At 53.8% G+C, this 16,746-nt stretch carries 18 protein-coding genes; 9 read left to right on the top strand and 9 right to left on the bottom strand.

The annotated features are described in order from the left end of the window. Nucleotides 1-19 precede the first annotated feature (19 nt). Nucleotides 20-190 (top strand): hypothetical protein, encoded by a 171-nt coding sequence (locus QCD69_RS19665; protein ID WP_301253266.1) that lies wholly within the window; start codon nt 20-22, stop codon nt 188-190. 186 nt (nt 191-376) lie between these two features. Here QCD69_RS19665 and QCD69_RS19660 read toward each other — a convergent pair whose 3' ends face one another. Next, nucleotides 377-1,810, bottom strand: a complete 1,434-nt coding sequence (locus QCD69_RS19660) for an MFS transporter (RefSeq protein ID WP_301253259.1) — start codon at nt 1,808-1,810, stop codon at nt 377-379. Between the two features lie 130 nt (nt 1,811-1,940). Here QCD69_RS19660 and QCD69_RS19655 point away from each other — a divergent pair, with 130 nt between their 5' ends. Further along, nucleotides 1,941-2,321, top strand: a complete 381-nt coding sequence (locus tag QCD69_RS19655; protein WP_301253264.1) for an ArsR/SmtB family transcription factor — start codon at nt 1,941-1,943, stop codon at nt 2,319-2,321. Between the two features lie 127 nt (nt 2,322-2,448). On the opposite strand, the gene QCD69_RS19650 is transcribed toward QCD69_RS19655, so the two are convergent. Further along, on the bottom strand, nt 2,449-3,510 hold the full coding sequence (locus QCD69_RS19650; protein ID WP_301253258.1) for an AraC family transcriptional regulator: 1,062 nt from the start codon (nt 3,508-3,510) through the stop codon (nt 2,449-2,451). On the opposite strand from QCD69_RS19650, the gene QCD69_RS19645 reads away from it, so the two are divergent. Further along, on the top strand, nt 3,497-3,832 hold the full coding sequence (locus QCD69_RS19645; protein ID WP_301253256.1) for an EthD domain-containing protein: 336 nt from the start codon (nt 3,497-3,499) through the stop codon (nt 3,830-3,832). The genes QCD69_RS19650 and QCD69_RS19645 overlap by 14 nt on opposite strands. A 175-nt stretch (nt 3,833-4,007) precedes the next feature. On the opposite strand, the gene QCD69_RS19640 is transcribed toward QCD69_RS19645, so the two are convergent. Further along, complete coding sequence (locus QCD69_RS19640) at nt 4,008-4,838, bottom strand: SDR family oxidoreductase (RefSeq protein WP_301253255.1); 831 nt, start codon at nt 4,836-4,838, stop codon at nt 4,008-4,010. Nucleotides 4,839-4,938: 100 nt separating this feature from the next. Here QCD69_RS19640 and QCD69_RS19635 point away from each other — a divergent pair, with 100 nt between their 5' ends. Then, nucleotides 4,939-5,841 carry a LysR family transcriptional regulator gene (locus tag QCD69_RS19635; protein ID WP_301253254.1) on the top strand — a complete coding sequence of 301 codons (903 nt, stop codon included), beginning with the start codon at nt 4,939-4,941 and terminating at the stop codon, nt 5,839-5,841. A 168-nt stretch (nt 5,842-6,009) separates the two neighbouring features. Here the strand turns inward: QCD69_RS19635 and QCD69_RS19630 are convergent, their stop codons facing one another. After that, a complete protein-coding gene (locus tag QCD69_RS19630) occupies nt 6,010-6,411 on the bottom strand; it encodes a RidA family protein (RefSeq protein ID WP_301253262.1) in 402 nt (133 codons plus the stop codon). A 150-nt stretch (nt 6,412-6,561) separates the two neighbouring features. On the opposite strand from QCD69_RS19630, the gene QCD69_RS19625 reads away from it, so the two are divergent. Further along, nucleotides 6,562-7,173 carry a TetR/AcrR family transcriptional regulator gene (locus QCD69_RS19625; RefSeq protein WP_301253253.1) on the top strand — a complete coding sequence of 204 codons (612 nt, stop codon included), beginning with the start codon at nt 6,562-6,564 and terminating at the stop codon, nt 7,171-7,173. A gap of 105 nt (nt 7,174-7,278) precedes the next feature. Here QCD69_RS19625 and QCD69_RS19620 read toward each other — a convergent pair whose 3' ends face one another. Both QCD69_RS19620 and QCD69_RS19615 read right to left on the bottom strand, forming a co-directional pair. Beyond that, nucleotides 7,279-7,977, bottom strand: coding sequence for an aspartate/glutamate racemase family protein (locus QCD69_RS19620; protein ID WP_301253251.1), 699 nt, complete (start codon nt 7,975-7,977; stop codon nt 7,279-7,281). Between the two features lie 348 nt (nt 7,978-8,325). After that, on the bottom strand, nt 8,326-9,333 hold the full coding sequence (locus tag QCD69_RS19615; protein WP_253454388.1) for an NAD(P)-dependent oxidoreductase: 1,008 nt from the start codon (nt 9,331-9,333) through the stop codon (nt 8,326-8,328). Between the two features lie 99 nt (nt 9,334-9,432). Between QCD69_RS19615 and QCD69_RS19610 the strand changes: the two genes are divergently transcribed. Continuing rightward, on the top strand, nt 9,433-10,047 hold the full coding sequence (locus QCD69_RS19610; RefSeq protein WP_301253249.1) for a TetR/AcrR family transcriptional regulator: 615 nt from the start codon (nt 9,433-9,435) through the stop codon (nt 10,045-10,047). 64 nt (nt 10,048-10,111) lie between these two features. Here the strand turns inward: QCD69_RS19610 and QCD69_RS19605 are convergent, their stop codons facing one another. Further along, nucleotides 10,112-11,032, bottom strand: coding sequence for an alpha/beta fold hydrolase (locus QCD69_RS19605; RefSeq protein ID WP_441004990.1), 921 nt, complete (start codon nt 11,030-11,032; stop codon nt 10,112-10,114). Nucleotides 11,033-11,120: 88 nt separating this feature from the next. Here QCD69_RS19605 and QCD69_RS19600 point away from each other — a divergent pair, with 88 nt between their 5' ends. Continuing rightward, nucleotides 11,121-11,708 carry a CGNR zinc finger domain-containing protein gene (locus tag QCD69_RS19600; protein ID WP_301253247.1) on the top strand — a complete coding sequence of 196 codons (588 nt, stop codon included), beginning with the start codon at nt 11,121-11,123 and terminating at the stop codon, nt 11,706-11,708. A gap of 200 nt (nt 11,709-11,908) precedes the next feature. Here the strand turns inward: QCD69_RS19600 and QCD69_RS19595 are convergent, their stop codons facing one another. Further along, complete coding sequence (locus QCD69_RS19595) at nt 11,909-12,640, bottom strand: SDR family NAD(P)-dependent oxidoreductase (protein WP_301253246.1); 732 nt, start codon at nt 12,638-12,640, stop codon at nt 11,909-11,911. Nucleotides 12,641-12,739: 99 nt separating this feature from the next. On the opposite strand from QCD69_RS19595, the gene QCD69_RS19590 reads away from it, so the two are divergent. Further along, nucleotides 12,740-13,120 (top strand): winged helix-turn-helix transcriptional regulator, encoded by a 381-nt coding sequence (locus QCD69_RS19590; protein WP_301253244.1) that lies wholly within the window; start codon nt 12,740-12,742, stop codon nt 13,118-13,120. Nucleotides 13,121-13,222: 102 nt separating this feature from the next. On the opposite strand, the gene QCD69_RS19585 is transcribed toward QCD69_RS19590, so the two are convergent. Then, complete coding sequence (locus QCD69_RS19585) at nt 13,223-14,674, bottom strand: flagellin N-terminal helical domain-containing protein (RefSeq protein ID WP_301253243.1); 1,452 nt, start codon at nt 14,672-14,674, stop codon at nt 13,223-13,225. A 606-nt stretch (nt 14,675-15,280) separates the two neighbouring features. On the opposite strand from QCD69_RS19585, the gene dtpA reads away from it, so the two are divergent. Next, nucleotides 15,281-16,744: a dipeptide/tripeptide permease DtpA gene (gene dtpA / locus QCD69_RS19580; protein ID WP_253454417.1), complete on the top strand. Its 1,464-nt coding sequence runs from the start codon at nt 15,281-15,283 to the stop codon at nt 16,742-16,744. The last annotated feature ends 2 nt before the right edge of the window (nt 16,745-16,746 follow it).

Raw genomic sequence — 16,746 nt, 5'->3', positions numbered from 1 at the left:
CAAATGTCACCGATAGAATATGAAAACCAGTATTATCAACGGCTCGGAAGTGTCTGGATTATCCGTGGCGATTCAAAAACTTCGAGTGATCCAGCTACTGTTGGGTCACAAAAAACTCGAAAGCACAGTACGTTACCTTGGCATTGAAGTAGATGATGCTCTGGAGATATCGGAGTCAATTGAAGTCTAACCGGTGAGGGCTGCAACAGCAGCCCTGTGCCAAAAGTCGACATTCATATACAGGCCGGCACAGCAAGACGTTAAGATTCTTATGCCCCCCTTAATTCCGGCCGGCAACGACAAGATCCTCTTTTCAGCAGATCTTTATGCGCTTATTTTTCATCCAGAAGGATTTACATAGAAAACTGATTTTCAGTTACGTTATTTCTGCTGATAAACCAGTTGTTGCTTTTCGAGGTAACAGTCGGGAAACAAGAAGGCCTACAACCTGCCCGGCTGCAGCCAGATAAAAAGCGAGCTGTAAGGCATTTTCGAGACTGCTCACAGACGTTTCCTGCTGCAGATTTTCAGCCCCGCTTCCGGATAGAGCTATCAGCAAAGCAATACCAACAGCATTACCCACATTCAGCGTTGTAGAAGCCATACCCGAAGCGATCCCTTGTTCGTTAAGCTTTACCCCTGAACCAGAAGCTATCCACATTGCCGTCCAGACAATCCCCTGGCCTGTTCCTGAAATAACCAGCCCGGGCATTATGGTCGCATAGGATGCAACTGAAAAGGCTGCTGGTACCAGTGCCAGCGTACCCGCAATTCCTGTGACAAATCCGGTCAGTAATACCGTGCGCACTGGCAGGCCATTTGCAAGTCGGGCTCCAAGTTGCGTTCCGGCAAAAATGGCCAGCGAAGGAATAATAAACGCAAGGCCGGTCTGCAAAGCGCTGTAACCAATAATGCTTTGAAACATAACCGTCAGGAAATAAGGCAGAGCACCAAAGGTTCCCATATAAATAAACGTGATCACCATGCCTGTGACCAGACTGCGGTTTCTGAATAAGCGTACCGGCATCAGGGGATCGTGACTGCGAAATTCAATAGCAATAAACGCCAGCAGGCATGCCGCTGCCAGACCCAGCGATAAAAGAACATGTGCCGTCAACCAGCCCTCTTCCGGCCCCTGAATCAGTGCATAAACCAGCAGGGTTGATCCCACGGTTACTGTTACGGCGCCGGGTAAATCGAAGTTGCGGCGTTCGTTCCGAAAGCTGTCTTTCGGTAAGACAAAAAAAGCGGCAAAAATAGCGACGGCCGCCAGCACAACGTTGACGAAAAATACCGCCGGCCAGCCACAGGTACTGGTGAGTACCCCCCCGGCGAGCGATCCCAGGGTAAGCCCACTTGCGCCTGCGCCGCCCCAGACAGCCAGTGCCCGGTTGCGTGACGGCCCTTCCTCAAAGAGTCTGTTTATAAGCGAAAGTGTGGCTGGAAACAGTAATGCTGCGCCGATGCCCTGTATGGCTCGCGCAATGACGATGACCACAGGACTCCACGCTAACCCACCGGCAAGCGAGGATAGCGCATACAGCCATAACGCACCGATAAACACGCGACGCTGCCCCATAAGATCGGCAGCACGCCCACCGAACAGTAAAAATCCTCCGCAACATACCGTATAAGCACTGACCACCCACTGAAGTGTATGCTCTGAAAAGCCCAGTCCCGCGCCAATTTCCGGCAGAGCGACAAACACAATATTGATATCCAGGGAGTACATAAGCTGGGCAAAAGCAAGCAGCGCAAGGCTCCAGTGCTGTAAGCGAGGGGTATCTGAATCCGGTAAGGCTATAGCCATCTGATAATCTCCATATAGACTAATGTACGAGTACATACGTACAATTAATGTATGTATGTACTCGTACATTAGTCAACAGATAAAATTTAAAGTAGAGTGTTGGTATGTTGCTAACCTGATGAGAAAACTAATGCTTGCTGGGCATCCTGATAAGGAACAAATACGCTTTGAGAATGTGCTGACGGCTTTAGGAAATCCGCTACGTCTGACTGTGGTACGCGTACTGGCTGGGGGGGGTGAGCATGCCTGTAGCGCCGTGCTAAGCGGTATACCCAAATCAACTCTGACTCACCACTGGCGTGTACTACGAGACAGTGGCGTTATCTGGCAGCGTCCCTTTGGCCGCGAAAATTTATTGTCGCTACGTCGGGAAGACCTAGATGCCCGCTTCCCCGGATTGCTTGATGTCCTGTTAGGGGTGGTGAAAAACGATGCACTAACTCAGGAATCAACGACAAAGAATCTGCCGCCGTCATCCCCGGAACAACAGGCACATGCAAAGATGAAGTGAACTGAGTGTATATGTCCGCTTTTCGCTCATAGCAGACCTTTAGCGCCTACCGTCCGCTTTGTGCCAGAAGCGGACGTTGGCTTATGCCAGTTAATGAAGGCAGGTCACTTCATCAGCCGGAAAAATACTAATTATCAGTTTCGGTTAGTAACGGATTTTTCAACGAGTACCGTCGTGGCGAACAACCATTGAGTCGTCGAAACGCCGTACTGAACGCAGCTTCTGATTCATAACCTAGTGAGTGCGCGATTGCAGAGACAGATTCAGTGCCACTGGTGAGCCGGTGGCATGCAATCATCATCCGCCATCGTGTCAGATATTCGATTGGCGACGCGCCGGATAGACTTTTAAACCTGAGAGCGAATTTGGATCGAGACATCCCGGCCTCCTGCGCAAGTGCCGGCAAGGTCCATCGCCTGCCCGGGCTGGCATGAATTGCGCCAATGGCAGCCGCGATCCGCTTATCACCAAGTGCAAACAGCCAGCCGACGTCTTTTCCCAAGCCGTGATCCAGATAAAGCCGCAGCGCCTGGACCAGCATCAGATGCGCGAGATGCTGCACGATAAGCCTGGCGCCCGGCTGTGCTCCGAACAGTTCCTGGCGCATACGATCGAGGGCCCATCGCAGACCTGTCTTGTCGTCTTCATCGCGGAGCCGAATGATGGCTGGCATTGAGCCGAGAAGCATATCGACATGGTCACCAGCGAAGCCGAAATGGCCGCCGAGCATTGTCGTTTCTCCCCCGCCGTTCACCGTTGCGATCCCGCCGTTCCAGTCTTCTTCAGGTATGGTAGCAATGCCGATCGGCTCGAAGGCGAGGTCTTGGGCAATCAGGAACCGACGTCCGTTAGGCAGCAGGACGCAATCACCCGCCTTAAGCTTTATCGGATCCTGCCCATCATCGACGGCCAGCCAGGCGCTACCCGATACGAGCGCAAAATACTTGAGGCCAGAATGCTTCCCGAACTGAAGCGCCCATTCCCCCCCGAAGTCAAATCCACCCGCGATGTAGGTTTTCGGCGTCAATAGCGAGATGATATCGGATAAAGGATCAGCAATCATGGGGACAATCTCGAAAGTAATAGGGATATTCAAACATAGTTTGTTTCGACTTCCATGGTTATCCTTATTTCGAAGCAGACGCACCGGCTGCTCCCCGTCAAAGGATATTTTCATGATCAAAGTCATTATCGCTTTCAAGCGTCGGCAAGGTATGAGCATAGAGGAATTCAGGAATTATCGTCGCGACGTTCATGCTCCACTGCTTTTTGCCATTCCTGAAGCAAAGATGATCCGCCGCTTTGTTATTTCATACCCCATGGATTATGCGTCTTCAGAGCTACCCCGGTTTGACGCTATGGTGGAGGCATGGTTCGACAACGCTGAAGAGATGGATAAACTCTTTCTGTCAGACAACTTTGCAACCAGGGTGGATCCGGACCACGTAAACTTTATTGACCTGAGTTCCGTAGTCCGGCTCGTGACCGAAGAACTCATCGTCGTTGAATAACGATCCCGCCGGGGACGCAGGACGAAAAGCGTGGTCTGGAACGGCGATCGCCCCGGCCTTATCAGGGATAAATCATGTCCGCCTCGTGCCAAAAGTCGCTATCGGTGCTTTAGGTTAGAACCGAAGTGGAACGCCTCATAGCTGTTTGGTCTTCCACCTCATCGGGCCTGGCTGCCTACCCTTCCTGGCGATCTGCGCCATATGCCACGGCTTTCATTGCTTGCAGCGCGTGCAGACGCATTTTTAACGCGGCTTCAATATTGTCGTAGGCTGTGCTGCCCAGCGGCAGACGTAATGGAGGGCTGGCAGCATCTGCCGCCGCGATCATAGCCGTCACGCATTTTTCAGCATCGCCTTTAATCACAAACTCTCCGGACATCAGTGCCGCCCGCAGTTTCCCCGCTGCCGTATCACGGTAGGCCGGTAAGGCATCAGCAATATCCAGCCCCGCACCAAACCGCGTCGCCGTCGGCCCCGGCTCGACCAGCAAAAAATCAATGCCAAACGCCGCTACTTCCTGCCGCACCGCTTCGACAAAACCTTCAATTCCCCATTTAGTGGCATGATACAAACTGAAATCAGGATAGGCGACCTGGCCGCCTTCCGACGACACCTGCACAATGCGCCCGCCACCCTGCTGCCGCAAAAAGGGAATCGCCGCGCGGATAAGCTGAATCGACCCGGTAAGATTGGTGGCAATCTGACGCTCAATTTGCCTATCGCTTAGCTCTTCCGCTGCGCCAAACAGGCCGTAAGCCGCGTTGCTGACCACAATATCAATTCTTCCCGCCTGAGCGAACGCCGCCTCAACGGTGGGTTTTATCGTCGCTGCCATACTGAGATCAAGCACCGTTACCTGCAAACGATCGCCGTATATTGCTGACAGACCGTCTAATACTGCTCGATCGCGGACGCTGGCAAATACTCTGTCGCCTCGGGCCAGCAGCGTTTCACACATCAGGCGGCCCAGGCCGCTGGATGCACCGGTTATTAGCCAGGTTTTCATTAGGGTCTTCTCCATTCAGTGAACCGAAGGACAGCATAAACCGAATAATTGGTGGCATAATCTCCGCAAATCAGCATGAAGTGGTGGGAAATATTCAACAATGAAACGACCTTCCTGGAATGAATTGCAGGCGGTGAAAACCATTGCCGGGCAGCGCAGTTTTCGTCGCGCTGCTGAGGTGCTGGGACTTAAACGCTCGACGCTTAGCCATACTGTCAAAGGACTGGAGGCAACACTTGGCGTGCAGCTGTTCCATCGCACAACGCGCAGCGTTGCGCTGACAGAAGCGGGTGAAATACTGATCGCGCGCCTGGCGCCGTTACTGGCGGAAATGGATGACCTGCTGAACGACGTTACCGCCAGCGGTCAGCAGCCTTATGGCACGCTGCGCATCAGTGCCAGCGATGCAGCGATTAGCCTTCTGCTGGAAAAGGTGCTGCCGACATTTATCCAGCAAAAGCCGGGGATTGAAATTGATTTAGTGGCGCAGGGGCAACTCATAGACATCGTGGCGCAAGGGTTTGATGCGGGCATTCGGCTGATTGAAGATGTGCCTAAAGACATGGTTGCCATTGCTCTGAGCGGGCCGCTGCGCTTTATTACCGTGGCCTCGCCCGGTTACTTAGCCGGGCGGCCCAAAATCATGCATCCGCAGGATCTGATGCAGCATACCTGTTTGCGCCAGCGCTTGCCGGGCGGTAAACGGTATCACTGGGAATATCAGCAGCATGAGCAGCAGTTTGCGCTGGATGTGCCGGGCAGCCTGACCCTCGACAGCAGCGCTTTAATGGTGGAAGCGGCTGTCGCCGGGCTGGGTGTGGCCTATGTCCCCGAGCGCTACGCCCGACAGTGGCTGGACACGCAGCGGCTGGTGACGTTGTTGGACGACTGGACGATTGCGTCACAGGGCATCGCGCTCTACTTTCCACAACATCGCCATATGTCTGTCGTATTGCGCCTGTTTATCGACACGGTAAAAGTCGTTATGCGCGGCCGGGCTTAACCTAATCGCTTTATTTTATTCAGAAAAAAGGCCAGGCACGGGCCAGAGAATAAGAAAGGTAGGTTGAGTAATCGAATTACTCATTTAACGGCCGGTAGAACCACCTTAATTTATGCCTCTGGCCCGTGAATTCAGGGAAATATTTTTTGCCTGTTCAGATATGATTTTTCATATCTGATGGGTTGGAATGCGGGCAATGACCTTAATTTCAAAGTCGAATCCCGCAAGCCATGTTACGCCAACGGCAGTCCAGTTTGGATAAGGGGGATGGGGAAAAATCGATTTCTTCACCTGCATAATTGTCGAAAACTGATTTTCCGGATCGGTATGATAAGTCGTGACATCAATCAGATCGTCAAAAGTACACCCCGCTGCGGCAAGCGTGGCGGCCAAATTATCAAACGCAAGCTGCACCTGCGCGGCGAAATCAGGCTCCGGCGTACCGTCGGCGCGGCTACCGACCTGGCCGGAAACAAACAGCATATCACCAGAACGGATTGCGGCAGAATAACCATGTTCCTCATAAAGAGCATGTCGACTAGCAGGGAAAACCGGTTCACGATGGGCGATGGCCATACGATTTCCTTTGATTAGGTCGGGTTGGAATGCGGGATGCGCAGCGCACAGGAATGATCTAATATACGCTGCGTATGTACAATTAATCACACATACGCGTCGTATGTCAAATAACATACGCCGCGTATGGCACAAGGATATCGTATGGCCACCAAGAGCCGCGCCGAACTGATGAAAGAAAACCGCATAAAACTGATTGCGGCGGCACGAAAAGCATTTGCTGAAAAAGGGTTCGCAGGCGCATCAATGGATGAGCTTACTGCCAGCGTGGGCCTGACGCGTGGCGCGCTTTACCCCAATTTTGGCGATAAAAAGGGGCTGCTTGCGGCGGTTGTCGAACAGTTAGATGGTGAAATGGCGCAACGTGCTAAAGCTGCGGCGGCTACGGCTGGCAATGACTGGGAAAAGTTAATAGCTGAGGGCATCGCCTATATCGAAATGGCGATGGATGCAGAAGTACGGCGCATCGTGCTGCTTGATGGTCCGGCCTTTCTTGGTAACCCTTCGCAGTGGCCTGGTCAAAATAGCTGCCTGGAATCCACTCGCCAGAGCATTATAAAAATGAGCGCAAGCGGCGTCATAAAACCCGTCGATGCCGATGCCGCCGCACATCTTTTAAATGGTGCCGCGCTCAATGCGGCCTTGTGGATAGCAGCCAGCGACGATCCGCAGCAGGCACTGCCAAAAGTTATTGAGGTATTCAGACTACTGGCAAGCAGCTTACTCACCCGCTCGGGTAAAGAGGGGTCTGATTAGAACGCTACCGCCGGTTCAGGCTTTTGCAAGCAAAAAAATAGCCGCAGGAGCAAAGCGATAATTTCTCCTGCAGCCCAGAGGTGATATTGAAGCAAACTTCCCGCGTCAGACATTCGCACCCAGCGCTTTATCAACGGCAGCTTCGCAGTGGATCAGCGTGGTATCGAACACAGGGACGGAAACGTTATCCCTGTTAAGCAACATGCCGACTTCGGTACAGCCAAGGATCACACAGTCAGCGCCGTTGTCAGCTAAACGCTGTGCGATATCTTCATAAACAGCGCGACTGGCCGGGTTTATAACGTCCTGGCACAGCTCCTGATAAATGATGCGATGAACCTCAGCCCGATCGGCATCATTCGGTATAACGGGCTGAAGTTTTACCGCCCTGAGCCGATCAAGATAAAAAGCTTGTTCCATCGTAAATGCGGTTGCCATCAGGCCTGGCGCTTTAAGGCCCGCTGCAAGGATCCGAGCCGCCGTTGCATCAGCAATGTGCAGCAGCGGAATGGAAACGCCGCTCATCATTTGGTCCGCCAGTTTATGCATGGTATTTGTCGCCAGTACGATAAAGTCGGCCCCGCCGCGCGCCAGCGCCAGCGCCTCCTTATTTAAAAGGGTTGCGGCGTCGTCCCATTTTCCGCTGGCCTGCAAATGTTCAATGTTGGCAAAATCCAGCGAACGGATAAGCAATTCAGGCGAGTGTAAACCGCCCAGACGCTGACGAACCAACTCACACATTTTCCGATAATAAATTTGTGTTGAGGCTGCTGACATCCCTCCCAGGATCCCAATCGTTTGCATTGCGTTTCCTTAAATTTTGTTACCTGTTCAGGGTGGTTACTCCAGCTTATCGCTGATAGCGGCGACGTACGCCAGTTGGTATCTGCTTTGGAACTAAAGCAGGCCTGAGCACGTAAGCCCATCGTTTACTGCCATAGCCTTGGGATCCTTATTTTATTTAAGCCGTAATCCGGGTGATACCAAAACGCAGTAAAGCAATAGCATACTTACCTGAAAATGTATGTCGAATCATGCAGGTCTGCCAGCGAGCGCCTTTCCCGGCATCCTTTTTAAGGCTCAGGCCTTTTCGCCCGGAGACTGCCCGATATTAAGGGGAAAGTGGCGCACTTTTAGTACGCCACCCGACAGTTATAACAGCGGCAGTTCCAGAAGCTGCCCTCCCTCTTCCGCAAGCCGCGTTAAATAGTGCGACGCTTCCAGAATCTGATAAGGAAAGTAGAGACCCGGCGCCACCGGCGGTTTGCCATCCAGCCCGATCAGTCGTTCAAGAAGCAGGGCAATGCTCATGCCTGTCAACGGTGCGGCTCCCCCCGGATGAACGACCGCATTGCGGGTACGAAGAGCCTGCCCGGCCTGATCCAGGCCTGAAATCTCAATAATGATTTCGGTGGAGAATGTTCCTCCTTTGCGCCGGCTTGAGCTGATACCCATGCCGAGATCGAACAGGACGCTGTGCGCACCCGTAGCAGTTGCCAGCCCAACCACGTCAATCGACGAGAAGCCCGTGGCGGGGATTTTGGTGCCGTCGAGCGCTGAGAAGGTGCCCTTAGCCTCATCGCCCTCGCGCCACAGATAGACGCCGGCCCGCCGCGTGAGCGCTGCGGGCAACAGGTGGTGCAGATGGTCGAAATCAGCGGCGACCGCAGGCCCGCCAACATCCTGTTCATCGACTAACGCCCCAATGCGGATTTCATGTACCTGGCCAAACGCTTTGCTCAGATGAAGCGCAGGCACCGTCGTGGCACCGACCAGCCACTCATAGCCGAGCACCACTGCCGACGCGCCCGGAGCGTGCATAAAGCTTGCGATTTCCGGAGCAATCTCGAACACGCCAGAAGAAATACTCAAATGGGGTACGCCTCGTGACTGAGCAAAGCGGAGTGCAGCAAGCGTATGGTCTTTATAGAGGACGACCACCGCACTGATTTTTCGCTCGCCGAGGCCAAGGTCTGCACGGGCGGTGTCAATCGCTATACCTTCCGCACCTCCCATTTTTGCGGCGGCGTGCTGCGCCCTGGCAAGGTCGCGCCCCCCTATCAGCAAGGGAAGATCGGGATAAGCAGCGCGTATTGCCCGGGCAGTCTGACCACCAATAGATCCGGAGCCGCCCAGCAGTAAGACAGGAGCAAATGACATAAGCGAGGTTCCTTGTGTGTGATAAGCTACTATTGGTAGGAAAGATAGCACTCCACAGCAACATAAGCTACTTTTAGTAGGTTTAATGAGAAAGAGAGAATGAAAGAACACAAGGCTCCGGCCGCCGGGTCGCCTGCCCGGCGCCTGTCGAAGGCAGAACGGCGACAACAGCTTCTCGATACCGCGCTTCTGATCGTGCGCGAGGAAAATGCGGATCGCCTCACGCTGGGCCATCTGGCCGTGCGTGCAGGCGTCTCGAAACCTGTGGTTTACGATCATTTCGCGACTCGTTCGACGTTACTGATCCAGCTGTACAGGTGGATAGATATGGAACGGGTAAGGACGTTTACTGAGGCCATGAGCGCGACTTCCCGAAGCCAGCAGGAAACGGTACAGATGCTGGCGAGCGCCTATATACACTGCGCCGCAGACAAAACGGACGAGTTTCACGCAGTGGGAGCGGCGCTGGCGGGGAGTGAAGAAAAGGCGGTCGTTTTCCAGGAACTTCTGGACAATTGTGTCGCCATGTTTGCGTCAATTCTGACACCCCATGTCAATATGACGCCCCAATCACTACAGCAATGCTGCATCGGCCTGGTCGGCGCGGGAGAAGCGCTGTCCGTGGCCCTTACCCGTGGGCGACTGAAGGAAACGGAAGCGGTTACAGCCTTCGCCTCGCTGATTGGCGGACTCATACAGACGGGCGAAAGCTGAAGGTCTGCGCAGATAACAGGCCAGGATATCAGCTTTTCGCCTGGCCCGGGGGCGGACGTGTTGTTTACATATTCTCTTCCAGAAAATCACGAATAGCAGGAATGATTTCCTTGCCGTGGGTTTCCAGCGCAAAGTGTCCGGTGTCATAGAAGCGAATCTCCGCATTGGGAAGGTCGCGTTTCCATGCCTCTGCGCCAGCCGGAAGGAAAAACGGATCGTTCTGCCCCCAAACTGCCAGCAAAGGTGGCTGATATTCACGGAAGTACTGCTGAAAATCAGGATACATTGCCACATTCGAGGCGTAATCCAGCACCAGATCGAGCTGAATATCCGCATTGCCCGGCCGTGAGATTTGCAGCCCCTCCAGCGTATATCCATCTGGCGAAACCAAACTCTTGTCGGTCACCCCTTCAAGATATTGCCATTTAATTGAGGCCGGTGTCGGAAAATCCTGCAGCGCATTCCGGTTCTGCTGTCCAGGGTCATGCCAGTATCTCTGGATAGGCGCCCAGCTCTCGCCCAGTCCCTCCTCATAAGCGTTGCCGTTCTGGGAAATGATGGCGGTCACGCGCTCCGGATGCGCGACAGCGAGACGCCAGCCTACCGGGGCGCCGTAGTCGTGAACCATAAGTGCGTAGCTATTGAGCTTAAGCTGTTCGGTGAACTGTCCGATGGTCTTTGCCAGCTGGCTGAACGTATAGGCGTACTCGCCTCTTGCAGGGGCTTCGGTAAAGCCGAACGCCGGCAGATCTGGCGCAATGACGTGATAGCGTCCGGCAAGTTCAGGTATCAGGTCGCGGAACATAAATGATGAAGCAGCAAAGCCGTGAAGCAGCAATAGGGCGGGCGCTTCTGGATTACCGGCTTCACGGTAGAAAATCCTTACGTTATCCACCTGCTCGTAGCGGTAATGAACCTGGCTCGCCACGGCGGATGCCGTGTCGTTAAGCAAAGGGGCAGCAGATGCTGATTTAGAAGCAGTCACGATCGTCTCCTGTAACCTTTAAAGTTAGAATTTGAAGGTTACATGCATTTTTGGTAACCTGCCAAATTAAATTTGTGGGTTACATAGCATGCTGGATCCTGACAACGCTTTTTCCGACGCCCCGTTTCTGGGTGATAACCTGGCCCTCGATTTTATTAACAGCGAGTATGTTGTGGAGGGTAAACGTCATGACACGCTTATCGACGATCGCAGCGTCGCAAGCTGGCTGATGAGAGCCGGACTCTTGTCCGACATCAACGATCGGCAGGTCCCGGATGGACTGCTTACTGAGGCTCGTGAACTTCGCGACGCGGCAAAGATCGTGGTGAACGCCGCCATTAACAGTGTTCCGGTGGATCTGGCTGTGATTAATCGGGTGCTTGAGCTGGGCCGCCCTGTCAGGAAGCTGGAATGGGACGGCGATTTGCAGCAATTTCGCATCGCCGTGTATCAAAATGCCACCAGCCCGTCCGGCCTGCTCTGGCCGATTGCCGAGGCTCTGATCAATCTGGTCACCAGCGATAAGTTCGAATTCGTTCGTCAGTGTGAGGCCCATGACTGCATTTTGTGGTTCCATGACCTGAGTAAATCTCATCGCCGCCGCTGGTGCAGCATGACAACCTGCGGTAATCGCATGAAAGTGGCGGCATTTCGTGCCAGAAAGAAACCCGGATAAGGCAGATCTTCCGGGCCTGCACTGCGTTCCCGTCAGCTGTGGCAGCATCTCCGCCTCTTGCTCAAAGTGGACATCGGCCTGCACGTCAGGGCGCTCCGTGCGAAAAGCAGACGTGGGTTCCCAGGGGGGCCGTATGGTCAACTCAACCGGCCGCAATCAGCCGTTAACGTCAGAGCCTGGTGAAACTTAAACTACCTCGCTCAAACTTGTGTCAGCCCACCATCCACACAAATTTCCGCTCCGGCTATATAGCTGCTTTCGTCACTCGCGAGGAATAATGCTGCATTGGCAACTTCTTCAGGCCTGCCCATTCTTGCTAAAGGAATGGCGCTGATTATCCCGTTGCGTAGCTCTTCAGAGGCTGCCTGCATCATCTCCGTATCAACAGGGCCGGGAGCGACAACATTAATGCGAATGCCCCGCTCGGAGAGTTCACGTGTCCATGTGCGGGCAAAAGAACGAAGCGCCGCCTTACTGGCACCGTATACGCCATATCCCTGAGTGCCAAGGACATCGGCGACAGAACCTATCAATACCACGCTGGCGCCCGCTTTCATCAGGGGAAGTGCGGCCTGGAGAGCAAACAGCGGTGAGCGCACGTTCAAACCGAAAGTAGTATCAAAATGCGCTGGGGTGACTTCATCAAGGGTCGAGTATGTCGACATGCCGGCATTGATCACCAGCACATCTATCTGGCCGGACTCCGTCTTAATCAGCTCAGCTATACGCGTTAGTTCGCTTATCTGACTGACATCGGCACGTAGCGGCCTGCCATCGCCGGCTATGGTGTGGCTGGCTGCTGCTAATTCCTCGTTGCGGCGCGAGGTGAACCAGGTTGTTGCCCCTTCACTGGCAAATCGCTGGCTGATAGCAAGACCAATGCCTTTGGCGCCGCCGAGTATCAGGGCAACTTTATTATTTAACCTACTCATCTGCTCACTCCTGTCGGGATGGAAAACAGATGATATAATTTTTATACTTAATAACAATTACGCACTTTGTTTATACCAGGTATTCCGGAGTATATCGCTATGAATCAGACTGACTGTAATGACCTGAAAGAAATAGGAAAAACCCGCCCGGTTCTTGAGAATATAACCAATAAATGGTCGATTTTAATTCTTACCGTGCTTTGTAGTGAACCCGTGCGCTTTAATGAACTGCGCCGCCGACTGGACGGCATTACGCACAAGGCTTTGGCTGATGCGCTTAAGCGGCTTGAGCGCAATGGACTGGTTCATCGAAAGGTACTGTCTGGTTCGCCGGTGAGCGTGGAGTACAGTCTTACCGCACTCGCGCAGTCGCTCCAGGACCCTTTTAATGCGCTGTACGAATGGGCGCTAAAATATGGCCCTGAAATGGCACAGGCTCAGTTGATATATGACGCTAAACATGCGGAAAAACTTTGCTGAATCAGCGAAACGTTGGATAACCTTGCGATGAGCCGCCTGGCCTTTCGGGTTGTTGCAGGCTTTAAGGAGGCGAAAGCATCCGCTGCTTTCTGTTACGAAGAATTAATCGCGCAGCAGCGTCAGCACGTTTTGCGCCTGCTGGTTGGCCATCTTCGTGACCGCATTTTGCCCCTGCTCTTTGATCTGCGCCATAGCCAGCTTGCTGGCTTCCTGCGCGTAGTCGGCGTCCTGAATGCGGCTCTGTGCCGCCTGCGTCGCGATACTCTGCTGTGACAGCACCGATTTGTTGGACTCGTAACGGTTGATCTTCGAGCCATAATCGGAACGGTAGCTGCTGACTTTGTTCAATGCCGCATCCAGCGCGCCCATCGCCGTACGAATGGCACCATCGGTCAGCAGGCTGGTGTTGTCCAGACCCAGCGTTTTGGTATCGGACGGCGTCGGCCCCAGGGTATCCGACTGGATCGGCTGACCATAGTTGGCGCTGGTGATCACCTCTAAAGGCTGGCTCTGTTTCGGCGGCACCGCTGGCGTGGCGGTCGGCTGCGGCAACGAGCCCCACGTCAGGTTGCTGTTAAACGAACCGTTGCCCACCACCACCACGATAAGATCTTCGCTGACGTTATCAATGCTGACCCGTTCCAGGGTATTGCTGGTTACCGTGCCGTCGTTCGCCGCGCCCGTGGCCGCATCTTCATAGCGATCGCCGTCGCCGCTATAGGTGATGCTCATCCCGTTATAGCTGGAGGTTTCGCTGCCGTTCAACGCCCACGCCGGGCCGCCTTCATTCAGACCTGAAGCGTCGTAGCTGGCGCCGCTGCTGAAACCGTTGCTGACGCTCATCAGCTTGCTGGTCGCGGAGGCGGCATCGGTGACGCCTTTACTGGCCCACGTAAAGTCGGGCGTGCCGCCTTCGATCGGCGTGCCGGCCAGATGCTTGCCGTCGCGCGTGAACAGCTGCACATCGTCATCCATGCTCAAGGAATCAACGGTAATAGAAATATTCGTGGTGCCGGCCGGAATATACGCCAGCGAAATCACGCCGGAGTTAAAGGAGTAGTTCTGTCCGGCTATCGGGAATTTAGTGCCGATAGGCGCAACGTTGCCCAACAGCACCGGCGGCAGCTCCGGCTTATCGGTCGCCAGAGGAAACTGCCCAAAAATTTCCGTGCCGCTGGCGATGCCGTTGATGCTTGCCAGCAGCTGTTGATATTCCGCGTTATAGCTCTGGCGGTCGGACACTGACATAGTGCCGTTGGCCGCGCGTACCGCAAGGCTTTTTGCCTTGATCAGCATATCGCCAATGTTGCCCAGCGCGCTTTCCGCCGTCTGCGCGTAGCTGATAGCGTCGTTAAGGCCGCGTGTTACCGCGCTGTCGGCGTTGACGTTCGCCTGCATACGGTTGGCGATAGCCTGCCCCGCCGCGTCGTCGCGCGCGCCATTAATGCGCAAACCAGAGGAAAGCCGCTCAATAGATTGCGCCAGCAGCGAGCTGTTCGCCGCTCGGGCATTGCCCGTGGCCAGCGCAGTTTCATTGTTGTAAATCGTTAACATTATCACTCTGCACAATTATTGAGGTAGTGAAGTTATCGGCTGCAGCCAGGACGGCTTTAGACGGCACGATTAATCTTTACACAACCCAAATAAATCTCGCCTTTCCGCGCCAGAGGCCAACATGGCGCACGGTTGGATAAGTTATTTTTCACTCATTAATAACTTATGATGCACTTAACTGCGCGGTTTTAGCTCGTTGAGTCGCGCCAGATGACGGCAGAAACGTGATAATCCTCTATTTTTTGTGAAATGGCGTGCATAAACCACGCATAATATTGCTTAAGTTTGCTGCGGTAAGAGAAATATCCAGCTGTTACAGACAGGTTATTAATAGGGCTTTTTGCGCAACCCTTAACCTTGATACAGAGCAATATGTTTAACATTTATGTAAAAAAAGCAGTTTATAGCAGGCACGGGCTTTTCAAATGTAATAAACACTAATAAAACTGCGCTTGACCTTATTTGAAAAAAGGCTTGCCTGACAGCACGCAATCGGCGAAATTAACCGCCGATTTTCCGAATTTATAACTATGCGGCTAAAGCCCGTCCTGATGAAAACCGACTTAATTTTCGCTTCAAATCAGGCGATTGACTCCAGAGGTATCCGTGTCAACTGCAAACAAACATCCTGAGAACACCAGTCTCAACGCGTTTAAACAGCCCCGATCCTTTTATTTAATTTTTTCGATTGAGCTCTGGGAACGATTTGGTTACTACGGCCTACAGGGCATCATGGCGGTTTATCTCGTCAAGATGCTGGGCATGTCCGAAGAGCAGTCTATTACGCTGTTCGCCTCTTTCAGCGCGCTGGTCTACGGCCTGATAGCCGTTGGCGGCTGGCTGGGCGATAAGGTGCTCGGCACCAAACGCGTTATCGTGCTGGGCACGCTGGTGCTGGCGCTGGGCTATGCGCTGGTGGCCTGGTCAGGCCATGACGTCAGCATGGTCTATATCGGCATGGCGACGATTGCCGTCGGTAACGGCCTGTTTAAAGCGAACCCCTCTTCGCTACTCTCTACCTGTTATGAAAAAGACGATCCCCGCCTGGACGGCGCCTTCACCATGTATTACATGGCGATCAATATCGGCTCCTTTTTCTCCATGCTGGCCACGCCCTGGCTGGCCGCGCACTATGGCTGGAACGTCGCCTTCTCACTCTCTTTTGTCGGCATGCTGATCACCCTGGTGAACTTTATGATTTGCCGCCGCTGGGTGAAAGATCATGGTTCTAAGCCTGACTTCCAGCCGTTGCAGGTAGGCAAGCTGCTGGCAACGATAGTCGGTATCGCGGTGCTGATCGTCATTGCAACCTGGATGCTGCACAATCAGGGCGTCGCGCGTCTGCTGCTGGCAGTGGTCGCTATCGGCATCGTGCTGCTGTTCGCTAAAGAAACTTTTGCCTTACAGGGCGCGCCGCGCCGCAAGATGATCGTCGCGTTTCTGCTGATGGTGGAAGCCATCGTGTTCTTCGTGCTCTATATGCAGATGCCGACCTCGCTGAACTTCTTCGCCATCCGCAACGTCGAGCACAGCATCCTGGGCCTGACCTTCCAGCCCGAGCAGTACCAGGCGCTGAATCCTTTCTGGATCATGATTTTCAGCCCGCTGCTGGCGGCAATCTATAACAAGATGGGCGACCGCCTGCCGATGCCGCACAAGTTTGCGCTGGGCATGGTGCTTTGCTCCATCGCTTTCCTCGTGCTGCCGCTGGGCGCGAAATTCGCCAACGATCTGGGTATCGTGTCGGTGGGCTGGCTGATCCTGAGCTATGCGCTGCAAAGCGTGGGCGAGCTGATGATCTCCGGGCTGGGCCTGGCGATGGTCGCCCAGCTGGTGCCGCAGCGTCTGATGGGCTTTATTATGGGCTCCTGGTTCCTGACCACGGCAGGCGCTGCCATGGTAGCCGGTAAAGTTGCCAACATGATGGCGGTGCCGGAAAACATCACCGATCCGCTGCAGTCACTGCACGTTTATGGCGACGTCTTTTTGCAGATCGGTATCGTGACCGGCGTTATTGCTGTTCTGATGATGCTGACCGCGCCTAAACTGAACCGCATGACGCAGAACTGATA

Origin of the sequence: Erwinia sp. PsM31 (genome assembly GCF_030433775.1) — a bacterium.
Lineage (GTDB): Bacteria > Pseudomonadota > Gammaproteobacteria > Enterobacterales > Enterobacteriaceae > Erwinia > Erwinia aeris.
The sequence above is the reverse complement of the archived record's forward strand: the minus strand, read 5'-3'. Positions and strand labels throughout refer to the sequence as shown.